The sequence below is a fragment of the Mesorhizobium sp. M0998 genome, from assembly GCF_040318885.1.
GTDB lineage: Bacteria > Pseudomonadota > Alphaproteobacteria > Rhizobiales > Rhizobiaceae > Mesorhizobium.
In genome coordinates, this window is sequence record NZ_JAMYND010000030.1 from 29,326 (window position 1) to 46,461 (window position 17,136).

Here is a 17,136-nt window from a genome sequence, read left to right on the forward strand (position 1 = left end):
ATCGGGTGCTTGAACAAAGATAAAGCGGCGGACCGTCTCGAATTGAAGGTCCGCCGTTCCGGGTCGTTCAGATCACAAGGAACGAACCTGCCGTAAGCGACAGACCTGGAGAGAGAGTGGCGAACTGTATTTGAGCTGCGCCACCGATCCCGTCGCTGTCGAAAGAGAGCGCTCCTGTTGAACTGTTGTAGATGATATGGTCGGAGCTATCATGCGCAGCCGTGCCAGCAAAGAAAGCGTCGGATGAAAGGCCGCCCAATTTAAGCCCGGCAAAAACGGCGTCGTCGAGCTGGATCTTGTCCTGGAGCTTGTTGAAGTCGGTGACCTTGTCGATATTGCCGGCTCCAAGAGCGCTGTTGAACACGAAGGCATCATTGCCTCCGTTACCGGTCAAGATGTCAGCACCGCCGCCACCATTGATGACATTGGCGCCGGCATTGCCCTGGATGGCTTGGGTAAACTCGTTGCCAGTGAGATTGATTGCTCCCGTACCTGAAGGACTTGTGGTGGCAAGAAGCTCGACCTGCGAGCCGGCCGAAAGAGCATAGCTCACCGAGGAAAATACTCTGTCGCCGCCGCCGCCGGCCGCTTCAACCACCCTGTCGCCGGCATTGTCGACGAGGTAAGTGTCATTGCCACCATAGCCGGTCAGCGTGTCGGCGCCACCCATACCGTTGATGTAATTGGCACCGGCATTGCCTTGGATCGTCTGGGCGAACTCATTGCCGACGAGATTGATTGTTGCGGTGCCGGAGGGGTTTGTGGTGGCAAGAAGCTCGACCTGAGAGCCTGCCGAGTGCACAAGCGCAAAGCTTGCCGAGGCGAGCACCCTGTCTGTACCACCGCCCACCACCTCGAACACCCTGTCGCCGGCATTGTCTACATAGTAGGTGTCATTGCCTCCATAGCCGACCAACGTATCGGCCCCGCCGGCGCCGTTGATGACATTGGCACCGGCATTGCCCTGGATAGTCTGGGCGAACGCATTGCCGGTCAGGTTGATCGCCGTGGTGCCGGACGGGCTGTTGGTGGCGAGAAGTTCGATTTCCGATCCGGCCGCAAGCGCATGACTTACGGAGGCGAATGCTTTGTCGGTACCGCCGCCCGCCGCCTCGATCTCCTTGTCGCGGATGTCATCGACATAATAGGTGTCATTGCCGCCATAGCCGATCATCGTGTGGCCGCCGGCGCCGTGAAACACATCGTCGCCGCTGGTGCCATACAAGGTGTCGCTTGTGTCGACGGGAGGCGGTTCGGTCCCAGTCGTTGCGAGGTTGTGCTCCCGGAAAACGGCTTGTAGTTCCGGAGAGCTCTCTAATGCGGTGTCGCCGTTCTGCGTTCCCCATTTGTAGGTGTAGTCGAAGGCAGGTGACGGAACCAGCTTGGCCCAATGATCGATCATGATTTGCATCTGTTCGGCGGTGGGCATGACCTGTCTGCCGCCGTCGGAAGTCTCCCAGTTGCCGCCGCCGAAGGCCTGATAGACCGGAACGATGTTGCTGATCGGGATGCCGGATTTCACCGCTGCAGCCACGGCTCGGTCGATCATGTCGTAGTCGACCGTGTCCGTTCCCGTGCGCACCGGATAGGGGTCTATTCCAAAATAGTCGATATGCGTGTTGGCCGGATTGTAGGTGTTGGTAAAATCCGGATTGGTCGGGGATCCCATGTTCATCATGGTGATGAAGGTCTTGGCGCCTGGAAAATGCTCATGGATCCAGTCGGATTCCGCCTTCAGGTTCTCGGCGGTTGCATAGGTGCCCCACCTGCCCGTGGGATCAGGCTCGTCAACCAGATAGAACCCAAACACATTCGGATTGCCGAGGAAGGGGGTCATTTTCTCGATGAAGGATGCGGTTACGCCCTCATGCTCGTTGAGGTACACCAGGCCTTTCATGCCGTCAGGCAATGCGTCGACCAGCGAAACATACTGAACGTCAGCCAGATTGAAGCCGGCGGTTGCGATTTCGGTGGCAGAACCACCCGATGCATAGTGCAGAGTTGCCATCCATAATCCCTCATTTTGATTCGATAGCGCCCCGCGGATGTCTGCCTACTAGAGGGTGTATATTAGCGCCAAATCACATACCTGCAGGCTCTGATAGAATGGTTGATCGGCGGCAGGATTCTTACGTCGCGGCGAAAAATATACTCACAAGATAACATGATCGCCGTCGTTAAAAAGAAATTGAACTTCATTAAAGCGCTGGTAATACTATAGAGGTGTTAAATGCTCTGGCTTTTTTTGAGGAAAGGCGACAAAAAACCCGATGTTTTTGATTATAAAAGCCTAAACTATAAGATCTAACGCCAAGCCGTGGCATAAAAAACTGCTTTTCCCCAAAGATGCATTTGACTGCCGGCCAATTGAGCCGACATTAAACTAAGATGCCAGTCGCATCGCGCTCTCTACCGGAGACACCAATTTGTTGTGGACAGATACCGCAGATACCAGTCCGCGACCAAGGTGTCTGCAACTGAGACTACGACTCGGGGATCGTCAGAATTGGAGAACTGGCTGGGGCGCCAGGATTCGAACCTGGGAATGTCGGTACCAAAAACCGATGCCTTACCACTTGGCTACGCCCCAACAGCCGGAGCGTGCCCGCTGTGCGCGCGGCCTTATAGGACGAGCCAGGAGAAAGCTCAATGCCGACATATGACTATGCGCGACCGATTCACCAGTTTTGCAATCGTCACTTTGAACGGACATATTCACCCCACACCGCCATTTCATTGCCGGCCGGATCGACGAAATGGGACCGCCTGCCGCCGGGGAATGAAAAGATCGGCTTGATGATGGTGCCGCCGGCACTCTCGACGGCGCTCAATGTTTCCTCCAGCCTTTCGGAATAGAGCACGGGCAGCGGCTTGGCCGGCGCATCTTGCGCCATCCGCCTGAAAACCGCCGTCCAGCCTTCGACAAAAGCTGAATAGGTCGGCCCGTAATCGGTGAACGACCACGAGAAGACCGCGCTGTAGAAAGCCTTCACCCTGTCCAGCGTTCCGCCTGTCGCCGGCATTTCCAGATAGTCGAGCTTTCCGGTCATTCTCATCGTTTCAGCCTTTTGTTCACGTTATGTTCTAAAACAAAACTTTCCAAAAAGCAAGTCTTTTCGGCGCCGCTTTTCATTAATCGATTGTAGAGGCCGGCCGGCTTGGTCGATGCCTTGCCTTTCGCACTGCAGCATCATATCGCTCGATTTGTCAGTATTTCCAATCTCCTGCAACCGGGGAGCAAGCATGACCAAATGGGTCTACACCTTTGGCGATGGAGCGGCGGAAGGCCGTGCCGGCGACCGCAATCTGCTCGGCGGCAAGGGCGCCAATCTTGCCGAAATGTGCAGCCTGGGCCTGCCGGTGCCGCCGGGCTTCACCATCACTACCGAGGTCTGCAACGCCTATTACGCCAACGGCCACACCTACCCGACTTCGCTGGAAGCGGATGTGGCGGTCGCCCTCGACCATATCGGCCGGCTGACCGGGCGCCGTTTCGGCGATCCCTCGAAACTGCTTTTGGTGTCGGTGCGCTCCGGTGCCCGCGCTTCCATGCCCGGCATGATGGACACCGTGCTCAATCTCGGCCTCAACGATGAGACGGTCGAGGCACTTGCCGCCGATTCAGGCGATGCGCGGTTCGCCTATGACAGCTACCGCCGTTTCATCCAGATGTATTCCGATGTCGTCATGGGCCTCGACCATGAGGTATTCGAGGAAATCCTCGAAGACCAGAAGGGCGGCCTTGGCCATGATCTCGACACCGAGCTGACAGCCATCGAATGGCAAGGCGTGATCGCGCTCTACAAGGCCAAGGTCGAGGAGGAGCTCGGCAAGCCGTTTCCGCAGGATCCGAGCGAGCAGCTCTGGGGCGCCATCGGCGCGGTGTTTTCCAGCTGGATGAACAACCGCGCCATCACCTACCGGCGCCTGCACGACATTCCCGAAAGTTGGGGCACGGCGGTCAACGTCCAGGCCATGGTCTTCGGCAATATGGGCGACACCTCGGCCACCGGCGTCGCCTTCACCCGCAATCCATCGACCGGCGAAAAGCAGCTCTACGGCGAGTTCCTGGTCAACGCCCAGGGCGAGGATGTCGTTGCCGGCATCCGTACGCCGCAGAACATCACCGAGGCAGCGCGCATTGCCGCCGGCTCCGACAAGCCGTCGCTGCAGAAGCTGATGCCTGACGCCTTCCAGGCTTTCGTCAGCATCTCAGACCGCCTGGAAAAGCATTACTGCGACATGCAGGATCTCGAATTCACCATCGAGCGCGGCAAATTGTGGATGCTGCAGACCAGGTCCGGCAAGCGCACCGCCAAGGCGGCGCTGAAGATTGCCGTCGACATGGCCAGGGACGGATTGATTTCGAAGGAGGAGGCCGTTGCGCGCATCGATCCGGCCTCGCTCGACCAGTTGCTGCATCCCACGATCGATCCGAAGGCGGCACGCGACATCATCGGCGTCGGCCTGCCGGCTTCGCCGGGTGCTGCCACCGGCGAGATCGTCTTTTCCTCCAATGACGCCGAGGAGGCGAAGGCGCAAGGCCGCAAGGCGATCCTGGTCCGCATCGAGACCAGCCCCGAAGACATCCACGGCATGCATGCGGCCGAAGGCATCCTGACGACGCGCGGCGGCATGACCAGCCACGCCGCTGTGGTGGCGCGCGGCATGGGCAAGCCTTGCGTCTCAGGAGCCGGCTCGCTGCGCGTCGACTACAAAGCCGCCACGCTGATGGCGATGGGAGCGACCTTCCGCAAGGGCGACATCATCACTATCGACGGCTCCAACGGCCAGGTGCTGAAGGGCGCCGTGCCGATGCTGCAGCCCGAACTCTCGGGCGATTTCGCCGCCATCATGGAATGGGCCGACGGCGCGCGCCGCATGAAGGTGCGCACCAATGCCGAGACGCCGCTGGATGCGCGCATGGCGCGCTCCTTCGGCGCCGAAGGCATCGGGCTTTGCCGCACCGAGCACATGTTCTTCGACGGCGATCGCATCATTGCCATGCGCGAGATGATCCTGGCCGATACGGAAAAGGACCGGCGAACGGCGCTGGCCAAGCTGTTGCCGATGCAGCGCTCGGATTTTCTCGAACTGTTCGAGATCATGGCCGGGCTGCCGGTCACGATCCGTCTGCTCGATCCGCCGCTGCACGAATTCCTGCCCAAGACCGAGGAGGAGGTGGCCGAGGTCGCCGCCGCCATGAATGTGTCGCCGGACAAGCTCCGGCGGCGCACCGAAGCGTTGCACGAGTTTAATCCGATGCTCGGCCATCGCGGCTGCCGGCTTGCCGTCTCATATCCCGAAATCGCCGAGATGCAGGCACGAGCCATTTTCGAGGCGGCCGTGGAGGCCGGCAGGAAGGCCGGCGCGCTGGTGGTCCCCGAAATCATGGTGCCGCTGGTCGGACTGGTGAAGGAGCTCGACTTCGTCAAGGCGCGCATCGACGCGGTCGCCAAAAGCGTGATGGAGGAGACCGGTGTCAGGATCGATTATCTGACCGGCACGATGATCGAACTGCCGCGCGCCGCGATCCGCGCGCACGTCATCGCCGAGGCGGCCGAATTCTTCTCTTTCGGCACCAACGATCTGACCCAGACCACCTTCGGCATCTCGCGCGACGACGCCGCCTCGTTCCTCGAGAACTACCGGCAAAAAGGCATCATCGAGCAGGATCCGTTCGTGTCGCTCGACATTGAGGGCGTCGGCGAGCTGGTGCGGATGGCGGCCGAAAAGGGCAGGGCGACGCGGCCCGACATCAAGCTCGGTATTTGCGGCGAGCACGGCGGCGACCCGGCCTCGATCCATTTCTGCGAAAAGGTCGGCCTCGACTACGTCTCGTGCTCGCCATACCGGGTGCCGATCGCCAGGCTGGCCGCCGCGCAAGCGGCGGTGCAGGCTGCAAAGAACGGCCGCAGATAGGAGTTGGAGTCCACCGGCATCTGACCTTACCGATTTGTAACCGAATTCACGCGAACGTGCGTGTGTCGGCTCCAAATCCCGACATCGTTTCTGCCCAGTTTCCGGCCCCCGAACCCGCCCCGGTGCCAGAAACAGATGTTGCAGAACCCGCCCACGCACGTCCGCTCGATTCTCATCCTCCAGACGAAATTCATCGGCGATCTTGTCCTCGCTTCTGCGCTCGCCAGAAACCTGCGCCTCCAATATCCAAAGGCCAGGATCGTGTTCCTTTGCGAGGCGAACTTTGCCAGTTTCCTGTTGGCTCATGGCATCGCCTCGGACGTGGTGTCGTTCCGACGCGTACGGATGCGTGGCACCCCTGTGCAGCGTGGTCGCGAGCTTTACGCGATGGTGCGCGCTCTGCGCCGGTTCCGGTTTGACCTGACCATCGACCTGGCCGATTCCAAAACCTCACGCATCATCGTCAGGCTCGTCAACGCCAAGACCCGCGTCGGATATGATCCTCCCGAAAAACCGTTGCGCTGGCTGGAACGCCAGCCCGCCAACGTCCTGGCCAAACCGTTTGGCTTTGGTGGTCAGCATTATCTTCACCGCTATCTTTCGCCGCTTGAGGCGCTTGGCGTGGAGTTGCGTGCGGAGGTCCCAACGATTCAGCCGCTGCCGCTGGAGACCGCCAAGGCATTGGCGCTTCTCGAGCGGCATCATCTCCGGCGTAACGCCTTCATAGCCGTTCATGCGGGAGCGAGCTTCCGGGGGCGTCAATGGCAACCGGAACGTTTTGCGATGGCGATCGACGACATCTCGCGACATACCGGGTTGGACTTCCTGCTTGTCGGCGGCCCCGGTGAACAGGCATCTGCCGAGCGCATTATCGCCAAGGCCGCTTCGCCGGTCGTCAACGTGGTCGGGGCGCTGTCGCTGGCAACGCTGCTGGCGGTCCTCGGTCAGGCACGCCTGTTTCTCGGCAACGAGAGTGGGCCGATGCACATGGCCGCCGCCGCGGGAACGCCGGTTGTTGGCCTCTTCGGCCTGACCGACCCGGCGGTCTGGGGGCCTGTCGGCGTGGCCAGTGTTACGCCGCGGCCCTCCATGCCTTGCGAGTGCATAACCAGGGACTTGTGCCGCCGGCCCGATCCGAGCAAAGCTTGCTGCGTCTGGCGGCTAGAGGTCAAAGCAGTGGTCGACGAGGTGCGCGCGATCCTTTCACGTACGGTTAAGGACGTGGAGCACGCATTGTGACCTCGCGCTTGCTAAAGGTCAGGCCGGCGGTCAAATTGCCGCTGCCGCCGCTTTTGCAGGGGCATCGTCCCGATTTCCGCCTTGATGGCGGTCTTGGGGTCGCCGCTTCAACTTTGATCCGGCCTACCTGGAAATAATCGATGCGCCCGTTCCAAAAGTATTTTTGCGCCGTTGCGATATCGCTGTTGGCGGTGTCTCATGGCAACGCCCAGTTGCTCGTCGCACCGACGCTGCACATCAAGGCCGAGGCGGGCGGCGGCCGCGTCGCGCTGACGCTCGATGCGTGCGGCGGAAGGACCGACACACGGGTTCTCTCGGCGCTGGTGGAAAACAAGATTCCTGCCACCATTTTCGTCACCGGCATCTGGCTGAAGCACAACGCCGCTGCCATCGAGATCATGCGGGCGCATCCCGAACTGTTTGAATTGGAAAACCATGGCGGCCGCCATGTCCCGGCTGTCGACACGCCGCAAAAGATCTACGGCATTCGCAGTGCCGGCAGCCCGCAGGCCGTGCTGGCCGAGGTCGAATCGGGTGCTGCCGCTCTTGCCGTGACCGGCGAACCGGCGCCGAAATGGTTTCGCGGCGCAACCGCGGAATACAGCCCGTCGGCAATCGCGATGATACGCAAACTTGGTTTCAAGATCGCCGGATTCTCAATCAACGGCGATGGCGGCTCATTGCTCGGCGCAAAAGAGACCGCCCGGCGCATTGCCGCGGCAAAGGACGGCGACGTCATCATCGCTCACATCAACCAGCCGACCCATGCCGCCGGCGAAGGCGTGGTGCAGGGCCTCCTGGCGCTGAAGGCCAAGGGCCTCACCTTCGTGCGGCTCGACGATGCCGACGGCATCGGCGATGAAGGCACCACCGACTGATCAGTCGGGCGTGGCCTCGATGGTCACCTTGTTCGGATAGAACGCGCCGTGGTCGCGGATATAGGCCACCTCGTCGAACGGCCGCTCATATGCCCACATCGCATCCTTGCCTGCATCGCCGGCGGGCAGCACGCTCCAATAGCTGGCATCGCCCTTAAAGGGGCAATGGGTCGAGTGTTCGGTCTTGCCAAGCTGTTTGAAGTCGATGTCGCCGAACGGAATGTAGAAAACAGGCGGATAGGGAGGTTCGGTCAGCACCTTGACCTTGCTGGACGAGGCGATGACGGTATCGCCGGCGCGCACCGTCACGGTGCCCCTGTAAGGCTCGACTGTGATGACCTTGCCCGGATTGCGCTGAAAGCCGGGTGACGGGTTTGCGATCTGGTCCATATCGGATCTCCTTGCCTCTACCCCAAGATGTGTCTGGCAAGAGCCTTGCGCAAGACCTGCCAGCCACCGGCGGGCGTCGTCCGCAGGCGGCAGTCTTGCGCTTTCCTCCGGGATCCCGCCTGGAAATCAGGCGGCCTGGAATGCGTCCATCAGCCCGGCATAGGCGGCGGCAATGCCGGCCACCGGATTGGTGCTTTTCGAGGTGGTCTCGACCTTCAAAGCACCACCGTTGGTCGGCAAGGTGAGCAGCAGGAACTGGCGATTGCCGCCATCGCCGACCGATGCGGCGGCTACGTGCTGGGCTTCGCCCTCGTTCTCGACGCACATCTTGAACAAGAGCGTGCCGCCGACAGCTTCGAGGGCGCCGCCGACGACCTCGACGAATTCATCTTCGGAAACGGTTTTGGCGTCAGGCGCCAGATCGGCCTGCGCCACATCGGCCGCCACCAGATCGGCCGCCACCAGATCGGCCAGGCTTTCGGCAAGCGTATTTTCGAGGGCTTTGTCGTCGAGCTGCGCGTCCATGCGAACCTCTTTCATTCGCCAATCGCGCCCCGCCATTAACCAACGTTAACGCCGAGCATGGCCGGATTGTGGCGAATTCGGCCTCAATTGGCTCCATGCCCCGCTCCAGCCCGATCCTGGCTGGACAATCCGCCGGTTCGTCCCACAATGGCGAAAAAATAACGGGAGGAACAAGATGCTCGGGCTGATGCAGGAATGGCCGCTGCTTTGCCATAAGCTGATCGACAATGCCGAGAGGCAGCACGGCAGCCGCGAAATCGTGTCGCGTTCGATCGAGGGGCCGATCGTGCGCAGCACATATGCCGAAATCCATGATCGTGCCCTGAAGGTCGCCGAGCGGCTCGAGCGTGATGGTTTCGGGCTCGGCGACCGCATCGCGACCCTGGCCTGGAACACCGCGCGCCATATCGAGGCCTGGTACGGCATCATGGGTGTCGGCGCCATCTATCACACGCTCAACCCGCGGCTCTTTCCCGAGCAGATCACCTGGATCATGAACAATGCCGGGGACAAGGCGATCTTCGTCGACCTGACCTTCCTGCCGCTGCTCGAAAAGATTGCCGGCGCGGTCAAATCGCTGAAGCAGGTTATCGTGCTGACCGACAACGCGCATATGCCGGAGACTGCGCTGCCCAATGTGGTTGCGTACGAAGAATGGCTTGCTGAAGCCGACGGTAACTTCGCCTGGAAGACTTTCGACGAAAACACCGCCGCCGGTATGTGCTACACCTCGGGCACCACGGGCGATCCGAAAGGCGTCCTCTACAGCCATCGTTCGAACGTGCTGCACGCCATGATCGAAGCGATGCCCGACGCCATGGGCCTGTCGTCGCGCGATACCGTATTGCCGGTCGTGCCGATGTTTCACGCCAACGCCTGGGGCCTTGCCCAGAGCGCGCCGATGATTGGCGCCAAGCTGGTCATGCCCGGCTGCAAGATGGATGGCGCTTCGATCTACGAGCTGCTCGACACCGAGAAGGTGACCTTCAGCGCCGCCGTGCCGACGGTGTGGATGATGCTCCTCCAGCATCTGGAAGGAACCGGCAAGAAACTGCCCTATCTGCAGAAAGTCGTCATCGGAGGCGCGTCCTGTCCACGCGCGATCACGACGAAGTTCCAGGACAATTACGATGTCCAGGTCGTCCACGCCTGGGGCATGACCGAGATGTCGCCGCTCGGCACGCTGTGTACCCTGAAGCCGGACTATGCCGGGTTGACGGGTGAGGCTCGCCTCGCCGTCCAGCAGAAGCAGGGCTTTACGCCGTTCGGCATCGAAATCAAGATAACGGATGACGACGATAGCGAGCTGCCATGGGACGGCAAGACCTTCGGCCGACTCAAAGTCCGCGGGCCGGCCGTCGCGCGCGCCTATTATGGCGGCATCGGATCCGAACAGTTCGATGAAGACGGCTGGTTCGATACCGGTGATATCGCGCATATCGACCCCGGCGGCTACATGCAGATCACCGATCGCGCCAAGGACGTGATCAAGTCGGGCGGCGAATGGATCTCGACCATCGAGCTCGAGAACCTCGCTGTCGGCCATCCGGACGTGGCGGAGGCCGCCGCCATCGGCATTCCGCATTCGAAATGGGGCGAGCGGCCTTTGCTCGTGGTCGTGCGCAAGCCGGGCAGGGAGCCGACCAAGACGGATATTCTCGCTTTCATGGACGGTAAGGTGGCGAAGTGGTGGATGCCGGACGACGTCGCTTTTGTCGGCGAAATCCCACACACCGCTGCCGGCAAGATCCAGAAGATTACCTTGCGCCAGCAGTTCCGGGATTATCACCTGCCGACGGATTGACCGGAGATGCGGCGTCTTTGCGTCTTCAAGCCGCCGCTGAAAGGCACTATGCCTGTGTTCGGGTTGGGGCAGCGCGGAAAGCAATGACTGGAATTCCCGAGCGACAGACGTCGTGGGCTGCCGGTTGGTCGCGGCGCGCCGGCGCGTTTTCGGCAGTCCTGCTGCTGACCGCTCTCATCGGCCATCGCTATGACCTCGTCGAGACGCCCGCATTCCTGTGGGTGCTTTGCATTGTCGCCCTGCTGGCCGCATTTGCGCTTTTGTTCGCCGGGTTTGCCTTTGCGCGACTATGGAATTTCGGCGATCGCGGCGGCCACGACCTGACCGTCGGCGCCTTGCTGGCGGTTCTGGTGCTCATCCCTTACGGCGTTGCGGCCTATTGGGTGGCCACCTATCCGCCGCTACGCGACATCTCGACGGACCTGGACGACCCACCGGTGCTCGACATTTCCACCCGGACAAAGGATATGAACGAGCTTTTGCCGCCGACACCCGGCGAGCAGCGCCTGCAAATCGAAGCTTATCCGCTTGTTACCGGACGCAGCTACACCTTGCCTTTCGATCGCGTTCTGGAGGCGGCCAAAACGGTGCTCGATCGCCGCGGCTGGCAGCTCACGGCGCCGTTTCCAGACGCAGCAGGGCAAAGCGACGTGACGGTCGATGCGCTGGCCAAGAGCTTGCTGGTTGGTCTTCCCGCCGATGTCGCCATCCGCGTGACCGACGACGGCGACGCGGTCATCGTCGATATGCGCTCGGCCTCGCGTTACGGCCGCTACGACCTTGGCGACAATGCAGCGCGCATCATCGATTTCCTTGCCGAGCTCGACCAGGAAGTCGCCGGCCAGGTGGGCGTGGCGCCGGCGGGGTGATACCCGAAGTGTACTACTTTGCCGGCGAATAGATGCCGTCGATAGCCGGCGCACCGTCGGTGTGGACCAGGCCGCGCGCCACCAGGTCTTCCAGATGGGCAAGCACCGACAGGCCGGCCGCGCCATGCAGGCGCGGGTCGGTGTCTCGATAGATCGCCTCCACCATGTCCTTGATTGCCCGGTCGCCGCTGTTGATCCGCTCCAGAATTGCGCGTTCGCGCATTTTGCGATGCGTTTTCAATCCGCGCATGAAGCTGCGCGCCTCGGTCACCGGCCCACCATGACCGGGCAGCAGCAGCCGGTCGTCACGTTCGATCAGCCGATCGAGCGATGTCATGTACTCGGCCATCGCGCCATCCGGCGGTGCGACGATCGTGGTTGCCCACGCCATGACGTGATCGGCCGAGAAAAGGATGCCGGTTCCTTCCAGCGCGAAGGCCGCGTGATTGGCGGTATGGCCGGGCGTCAGCACCGTCCGGATCGCCCAGCCGTCACCGTCGATCACCATATCGTCCGGCAGCGCGATATCAGGAACAAAGTCGGTGTCGGCGCTGGCATCGAGCGGACTGACCTCGCCGGTACGCAACGGCCGCGCCGGACGATGCCGGCCTTCCGCCAGAACCGCCGCACCCGTATGCTGCTTTAACCGAGGCGCCAGCGGCGAATGGTCGCGATGCGTGTGGCTGACGAAGATATGGCTGACCGGCCTGGTCCCGATCGCTTCGAGCAGTGTTCGGAGATGTGCCTCGTCATCAGGACCCGGATCGATCACCGCCAGCGTCTCGCGCCCGACGATATAGCTGTTGGTTCCGTGAAAGGTGAATGGGCTTGGGTTCGGGGCGGTGACGCGTTGAATACCAGGCGCAACGGCTACGCCCTGGCCATAGGCCGGATCGAAGCTGGTATCGAATTTCAGCGCCATGGCGAACGTCGCGACCTTTTTTGGGAGGAGGGCAAAACCGATTGCCGCATAGCACGGAAGCCAATATAGGAAAACGCAAGGCCGCGTTCGGCGGCAATCCGGAACGGGGAAGACCATGGCAATTGCAACCACGATGCGTCCGCTCATTTCTCTCGCTTTGCCCGAAAAAGGCACGGCCCGCCTGGCGGGACAGCTTTTGCTGGCGATCGCCGGAACGCTGCTGCTGATCTTGTCGGCCAGGACCAAGGTCATGCTCGGACCGGTAGACATCTCGATGCAGACGCTCGCCGTCTTGCTGATCGCTGTCGCCTTCGGCATGCGCCTTGGCGTCGCCACGCTGCTTCTCTACATGGCTGAGGGCGCGCTGGGCCTTCCGGTCTTCCAGAGCACGCCCGAAAAGGGCATCGGTATCGCTTACATGCTCGGTTCGACCGGCGGTTATCTAGCCGGCTTCGTCGTCATGGCGGCGATCGTCGGCTGGGCTGCTGACCGTGGCTGGGATCGCCATCCTATCAAGCTCTTCAATGCGATGCTGGTGGCCGAGATCGTCATGATGGCAATGGGCTTTGCCTGGCTGGCGCTGTTGATCGGCCCGGAAAAATCCTGGCAGTTCGGGGTGGTGCCCTTTATCGTCGGTGATCTGATCAAGGTTGCGCTGGCCGCGAGCCTGGTGCCGGCTGTCTGGTCGCTGCTGAAGCGTTCGTGAAGCCGGTCGAGCGGTGATTACCTGTTCTGCGCGACAGTGATTTTTCGCCGTAGTTGGTGTGGCCGTGTAGGATCTTTGTCGCTGGCGGCAGGCTTGTGCGCGACGCCATCCGTCACATTAGCTTCAAGTCGACGGACTAAGTACCAGAACCGACGGGCGATTCGTCACGACCAGCGTAACCAAGCACCTACGTATGGAAATAAATTGCTCGACATAGCATCTCAGCCAGCTGAAAAAGAAAGCGGCTCGATGATTATTTAGGCACAGCTAAATTTCCTAACAATGTGTAGGAAATTCTTAACCCAACCGCCTTGACTTTAGTGGCTTGGTTGCTTGCTGGTATCCACACACTGTCGTAACCGTTGACCTGAGATCATGCCGCCGACCGCCGAAGGAAGACACGTGAGTAGCGCGGAAAAAACAACGAGCAAGGCAACAGCCCTGTCGCCTGAGCCGACCGTCGCGCCGGCAACGCGCTGGTATGCGGCCAGCGTCTTTCCCGGGAAGGAGCATGTCGCAGAGCGGCATCTCCGGATCCAGGGATTCGAGCCCTTTGTGCCTCGCTGCGAGAAAACCGTGCGTCATGCCCGGCGTCTCGAAACCCGGTCGGCGGCCTATTTCCCGGGCTATATGTTCATCGCCCTTGACCTCGGACTGCAACGTTGGCGTTCGGTCAATGGAACATTCGGTGTGCGTTCCCTCGTCACGCAAGGCGACCGGCCTTTGCCGGTCCCCTCGGGTCTGGTAGAGCGTTTCATTGCATTGACCGGTAAGGACGGGCTGCTTGATTTCAGTGGAGGCCTCGCAGCCGGTGCCTCGGTCCGAATCCTTTCGGGCCCTCTCGCGGAACAGATCGGTCGCCTTGACCGGCTCGATCCAGCCGGAAGAGCCCGGGTTCTAGTGGCCATCATGAATGGCGAAATCCCTGTAGATCTGGATGCCAGGGATCTCGTAGCAATCGCGTAGCCGCGAACAGCAAGGCGGCGTCGTGATGTAAATTGTTATAGGATGCGCTCTCGGGTTTTCACCCGGGAGTGCGGTAGCCGTCGTTCGGTGGGGAAAAGGCGCTGTCTGGCGAGATCGTTTCATCGGCGCTGATGGAGAGTACACGGTATGCGAATAACAATGATTGGTGCCGGCTATGTGGGGCTCGTCTCGGGCGCCTGCTTCGCCGACTTTGGCCATCAGGTCTGCTGCGTCGACCGGGATGCGGAAAAGCTTGCCATGCTCAAACTTGGCAAGATACCGATCTACGAGCCGGGGCTTGACGACCTCGTCACCACCAACACCGCGCAAGGCCGCTTGCGTTTCGACGACAATCTGGCCGATGCCGTTTCTCAATCGGATGTCGTCTTCATAGCCGTCGGCACGCCGTCACGGCGTGGCGACGGGCATGCCGATCTGTCTTTCGTCTACGACGCGGCCGCCGAAGTCGGCCGCTCGCTCAAGGGATTTACGGTTGTGGTGACGAAATCGACCGTCCCCGTGGGTACCGGCGATGAGGTGGAACGAATCATTCGCGAGCAAAATCCCACCGCCGATTTTGCGGTGGTCTCCAATCCGGAGTTTCTTCGCGAAGGATCGGCCATCGAGGATTTCAAGCGGCCCGACCGCATCATTGTCGGGACCGATGCAGAACGGGCCAAAGCTGTGATGGGCGAGATCTACCGTCCGCTCTCGTTGAATGTCGCGCCGATATTCTATACGAGCCGGCGTACGGCTGAGCTTACCAAATATGCCGGCAACGCATTTCTGGCCATGAAGATCACCTTCATCAACGAAATTGCCGATCTCTGCGAGCAGTTGGGGGCCGATGTGCAGGACGTCGCGCGCGGCATCGGCATGGACAATCGTATCGGCGCAAAGTTTCTTCACGCGGGGCCGGGCTATGGCGGCTCCTGTTTCCCGAAAGACACGCTGGCGCTGGTCAAGACCGCGCAGGACGCGGCAAGCCCGGTGCGGCTTATTGAAACGACGGTCTCGATAAACGACCAGCGCAAACGGGCGATGGCGCGCAAGGTAGTCGAGGCCTGCGGCGGCTCGGTTCGTGGCAAGACCATCGGTATCCTCGGCCTTACGTTCAAGCCGAACACCGACGATATGCGCGATGCGCCGTCATTGGCCATCATTCAGGCGCTCAAGGATGCGGGCGCTTCGGTCAAGGCCTATGATCCGGTCGGCATGGAGCAGGCGCGCAAGATGATCGAGGGCATTGCGTTCGGGGATAGCGCATACGCGGTAGCCGACGGCTCGCATGCGATCGTCATCGTCACCGAGTGGAATGCGTTTCGGTCGTTGGATCTGAAGCGGCTCCGTGCACTCATGGCGACGCCGGTGATGGTTGATCTGCGAAACGTCTACCGCGGCGAGGACGTCGTTAGGGAAGGCATAGCCTATTCGAGCGTCGGCCGAGAGCGGCATCTGGTCAGGTGAATGTACCCGTTTTCATGAAGCCTGCTTGGCGGGATTCACTATGAACACCACCACCATCCATTTACCCAATAAACGGCATCTGCTGCTCCGGATGCGCTTTCAGCTGCTTGGCGGATTGACATTCGCGATTCTGCTGCCGGCGCTGATCCGCCTGTCGGTCGATCAGGAGGTGATCCGGTCACCGAACCTGCAGGTCACGATCTTTGCGGCGCTTGTCGCTCACACGACAGGTTATTTCTTTTATAAGCGCATCGGCAATTTCCCGGGCGTTGCAGCGGCCGGCTATATCCTGCCAACCTTCGCCCTGACCTACGGCCTGGTGTTCGCGACGATCTTCTTCTTCAGGTTCGATTACAGCCGGTTCCAGGCAGCAGCGAGCTTCATTCAATCGACATTGTGGTATTTTGGTTTGAGCTTGGCCACCCGGCGGCTCGATGCACACCGGCTGGCGGTAATCCCAGGCGGAGACGTCGAGAGGCTGGAGAGCATACCGGGTGTGAGCTGGCATAGGATTCATTCGCCCGCCACAGTTATCGAGTACGCAAGCGGCGTGGTGGCCGATCTTCGAGCCGACCTTTCGGATGAGTGGGAGCGGTATATTGCCGACCGCGCTCTCTCGGGAACGCCGGTTTACCATGTCAAGCAAATCAGCGAATCGCTCACCGGCAGGGTAGAAATCGAGCATCTTTCTGAAAATACCCTGGGTTCCTTGAATCCAAACCAGGCTTATCTGAAAATAAAGCAGGCGATAGACTTGGCTTCTGCATTGTTTGTTCTTGTGGTTTTCTCGCCATTGCTGTTCTTCGTCGCGATTGCCGTAAAGGTCGATTCGCCTGGACCGGCGCTATTCAAGCAAAAGCGAATGGGCTACAGGGGGCATCCCTACGAGGTCTATAAGTTTCGGACCATGAAGCTCAGCGATATCATTCGCGACGAGAAGGAAGCGGCCATCACGAAGGCCGACGACGAACGCATCACCCGCTTGGGACAGTTCTTGAGAAAATCCAGGATCGACGAGTTGCCGCAGGCCTTCAACATCCTGCGCGGCGAGATGAGCTGGATCGGCCCGCGGCCGGAAGCGCTCGTGCTCTCGAAATGGTACGAGGCGGAGTTGCCATTCTATCGATACCGGCACATCGTGCGGCCTGGCATTACCGGATGGGCGCAAGTCAACCAGGGCCACGTCGCGGCTGTTGACGATGTCTTGGAAAAGCTTCACTACGACTTCTACTATATCAAGAATTTCTCCCCTTGGCTCGACGTGCTGATCGTGTTTCGTACCATCCGAACCATGCTGACGGGCTTTGGCGCACGTTGACAGGGCGACAAAGATCGCTAGTCGACGTAACCAAGCCGCCGCTCGCAAGCCTCACATCTTCAGTTTTTGAAGTGGGTATTTTGTAATGTCCAAAGCTACGCTGATCAGCGTTGAGAATATCGTCTTACCG

General features: G+C 60.5%; 14 protein-coding genes and 1 tRNA gene. 9 read left to right on the forward strand and 6 right to left on the reverse strand.

What is annotated here, in order from left to right; translation table 11 throughout:
• Positions 1 to 67: 67 nt before the first annotated feature.
• The 3 genes from NKH59_RS24480 to NKH59_RS24490 all read right to left on the reverse strand — a co-directional run bounded on the left by NKH59_RS24480 (position 68) and on the right by NKH59_RS24490 (position 3,056).
• Entirely contained in the window at positions 68 to 2,008 is a 1,941-nt protein-coding gene (locus tag NKH59_RS24480) for a calcium-binding protein (RefSeq protein WP_353023351.1), read from the reverse strand.
• A 507-nt stretch (positions 2,009 to 2,515) separates the two neighbouring features.
• Positions 2,516 to 2,590, reverse strand: a tRNA-Gln gene (locus NKH59_RS24485).
• 106 nt (positions 2,591 to 2,696) lie between these two features.
• On the reverse strand, positions 2,697 to 3,056 hold the full coding sequence (locus tag NKH59_RS24490) for a VOC family protein (RefSeq protein ID WP_352979982.1): 360 nt from the start codon (positions 3,054 to 3,056) through the stop codon (positions 2,697 to 2,699).
• Between the two features lie 187 nt (positions 3,057 to 3,243).
• Between NKH59_RS24490 and ppdK the strand changes: the two genes are divergently transcribed.
• From ppdK to NKH59_RS24505, 3 genes are all read left to right on the forward strand, one after another.
• Positions 3,244 to 5,922: a pyruvate, phosphate dikinase gene (gene ppdK, locus NKH59_RS24495; RefSeq protein ID WP_353023352.1), complete on the forward strand. Its 2,679-nt coding sequence runs from the start codon at positions 3,244 to 3,246 to the stop codon at positions 5,920 to 5,922.
• Positions 5,923 to 6,057: 135 nt separating this feature from the next.
• Positions 6,058 to 7,161 (forward strand): glycosyltransferase family 9 protein, encoded by a 1,104-nt coding sequence (locus NKH59_RS24500; protein ID WP_353023353.1) that lies wholly within the window; start codon positions 6,058 to 6,060, stop codon positions 7,159 to 7,161.
• Positions 7,162 to 7,301: 140 nt separating this feature from the next.
• Positions 7,302 to 8,039, forward strand: a complete 738-nt coding sequence (locus NKH59_RS24505) for a polysaccharide deacetylase family protein (protein ID WP_353023355.1) — start codon at positions 7,302 to 7,304, stop codon at positions 8,037 to 8,039.
• On the opposite strand, the gene NKH59_RS24510 is transcribed toward NKH59_RS24505, so the two are convergent.
• Both NKH59_RS24510 and NKH59_RS24515 read right to left on the reverse strand, forming a co-directional pair.
• Positions 8,040 to 8,429: a DUF427 domain-containing protein gene (locus NKH59_RS24510; protein WP_353023357.1), complete on the reverse strand. Its 390-nt coding sequence runs from the start codon at positions 8,427 to 8,429 to the stop codon at positions 8,040 to 8,042.
• Positions 8,430 to 8,555: 126 nt separating this feature from the next.
• Positions 8,556 to 8,954, reverse strand: coding sequence for a hypothetical protein (locus NKH59_RS24515; protein WP_353023359.1), 399 nt, complete (start codon positions 8,952 to 8,954; stop codon positions 8,556 to 8,558).
• 175 nt (positions 8,955 to 9,129) lie between these two features.
• Here NKH59_RS24515 and NKH59_RS24520 point away from each other — a divergent pair, with 175 nt between their 5' ends.
• Together NKH59_RS24520 and NKH59_RS24525 are read left to right on the forward strand one after the other, a co-directional pair.
• Positions 9,130 to 10,758, forward strand: a complete 1,629-nt coding sequence (locus NKH59_RS24520) for a fatty-acid--CoA ligase (protein WP_353023360.1) — start codon at positions 9,130 to 9,132, stop codon at positions 10,756 to 10,758.
• Between the two features lie 83 nt (positions 10,759 to 10,841).
• Positions 10,842 to 11,627: a DUF1499 domain-containing protein gene (locus NKH59_RS24525; RefSeq protein ID WP_353023361.1), complete on the forward strand. Its 786-nt coding sequence runs from the start codon at positions 10,842 to 10,844 to the stop codon at positions 11,625 to 11,627.
• 13 nt (positions 11,628 to 11,640) lie between these two features.
• On the opposite strand, the gene NKH59_RS24530 is transcribed toward NKH59_RS24525, so the two are convergent.
• On the reverse strand, positions 11,641 to 12,549 hold the full coding sequence (locus NKH59_RS24530; RefSeq protein ID WP_352979974.1) for an MBL fold metallo-hydrolase: 909 nt from the start codon (positions 12,547 to 12,549) through the stop codon (positions 11,641 to 11,643).
• A 115-nt stretch (positions 12,550 to 12,664) separates the two neighbouring features.
• On the opposite strand from NKH59_RS24530, the gene NKH59_RS24535 reads away from it, so the two are divergent.
• The 4 genes from NKH59_RS24535 (at position 12,665) to NKH59_RS24550 (ending at position 17,006) form a co-directional block, all read left to right on the forward strand.
• A complete protein-coding gene (locus NKH59_RS24535) occupies positions 12,665 to 13,255 on the forward strand; it encodes a biotin transporter BioY (protein WP_353023363.1) in 591 nt (196 codons plus the stop codon).
• Between the two features lie 402 nt (positions 13,256 to 13,657).
• Positions 13,658 to 14,221 (forward strand): transcription termination/antitermination protein NusG, encoded by a 564-nt coding sequence (nusG, locus tag NKH59_RS24540; protein WP_353023365.1) that lies wholly within the window; start codon positions 13,658 to 13,660, stop codon positions 14,219 to 14,221.
• 147 nt (positions 14,222 to 14,368) lie between these two features.
• Positions 14,369 to 15,688, forward strand: a complete 1,320-nt coding sequence (locus NKH59_RS24545; protein WP_352979968.1) for a UDP-glucose dehydrogenase family protein — start codon at positions 14,369 to 14,371, stop codon at positions 15,686 to 15,688.
• A 40-nt stretch (positions 15,689 to 15,728) separates the two neighbouring features.
• On the forward strand, positions 15,729 to 17,006 hold the full coding sequence (locus tag NKH59_RS24550; protein ID WP_352979966.1) for a sugar transferase: 1,278 nt from the start codon (positions 15,729 to 15,731) through the stop codon (positions 17,004 to 17,006).
• The last annotated feature ends 130 nt before the right edge of the window (positions 17,007 to 17,136 follow it).

Excerpts from the sequence above, each read along its gene's own strand:
- NKH59_RS24520 (WP_353023360.1), top strand. The coding sequence starts at position 9,130 with ATGCTCGGGCTGATGCAGGAATGGCCGCTGCTTTGCCATAAGCTGATC.
- NKH59_RS24545 (WP_352979968.1), top strand. The coding sequence starts at position 14,369 with ATGCGAATAACAATGATTGGTGCCGGCTATGTGGGGCTCGTCTCGGGC.
- NKH59_RS24515 (WP_353023359.1), bottom strand. The coding sequence starts at position 8,954 with ATGGACGCGCAGCTCGACGACAAAGCCCTCGAAAATACGCTTGCCGAA.
- NKH59_RS24530 (WP_352979974.1), bottom strand. The coding sequence starts at position 12,549 with ATGGCGCTGAAATTCGATACCAGCTTCGATCCGGCCTATGGCCAGGGC.
- NKH59_RS24510 (WP_353023357.1), bottom strand. The coding sequence starts at position 8,429 with ATGGACCAGATCGCAAACCCGTCACCCGGCTTTCAGCGCAATCCGGGC.
- NKH59_RS24505 (WP_353023355.1), top strand. The coding sequence starts at position 7,302 with ATGCGCCCGTTCCAAAAGTATTTTTGCGCCGTTGCGATATCGCTGTTG.
- NKH59_RS24535 (WP_353023363.1), top strand. The coding sequence starts at position 12,665 with ATGGCAATTGCAACCACGATGCGTCCGCTCATTTCTCTCGCTTTGCCC.
- NKH59_RS24550 (WP_352979966.1), top strand. The coding sequence starts at position 15,729 with ATGAACACCACCACCATCCATTTACCCAATAAACGGCATCTGCTGCTC.
- NKH59_RS24500 (WP_353023353.1), top strand. The coding sequence starts at position 6,058 with ATGTTGCAGAACCCGCCCACGCACGTCCGCTCGATTCTCATCCTCCAG.
- ppdK (WP_353023352.1), top strand. The coding sequence starts at position 3,244 with ATGACCAAATGGGTCTACACCTTTGGCGATGGAGCGGCGGAAGGCCGT.
- NKH59_RS24525 (WP_353023361.1), top strand. The coding sequence starts at position 10,842 with ATGACTGGAATTCCCGAGCGACAGACGTCGTGGGCTGCCGGTTGGTCG.
- NKH59_RS24490 (WP_352979982.1), bottom strand. The coding sequence starts at position 3,056 with ATGAGAATGACCGGAAAGCTCGACTATCTGGAAATGCCGGCGACAGGC.
- NKH59_RS24480 (WP_353023351.1), bottom strand. The coding sequence starts at position 2,008 with ATGGCAACTCTGCACTATGCATCGGGTGGTTCTGCCACCGAAATCGCA.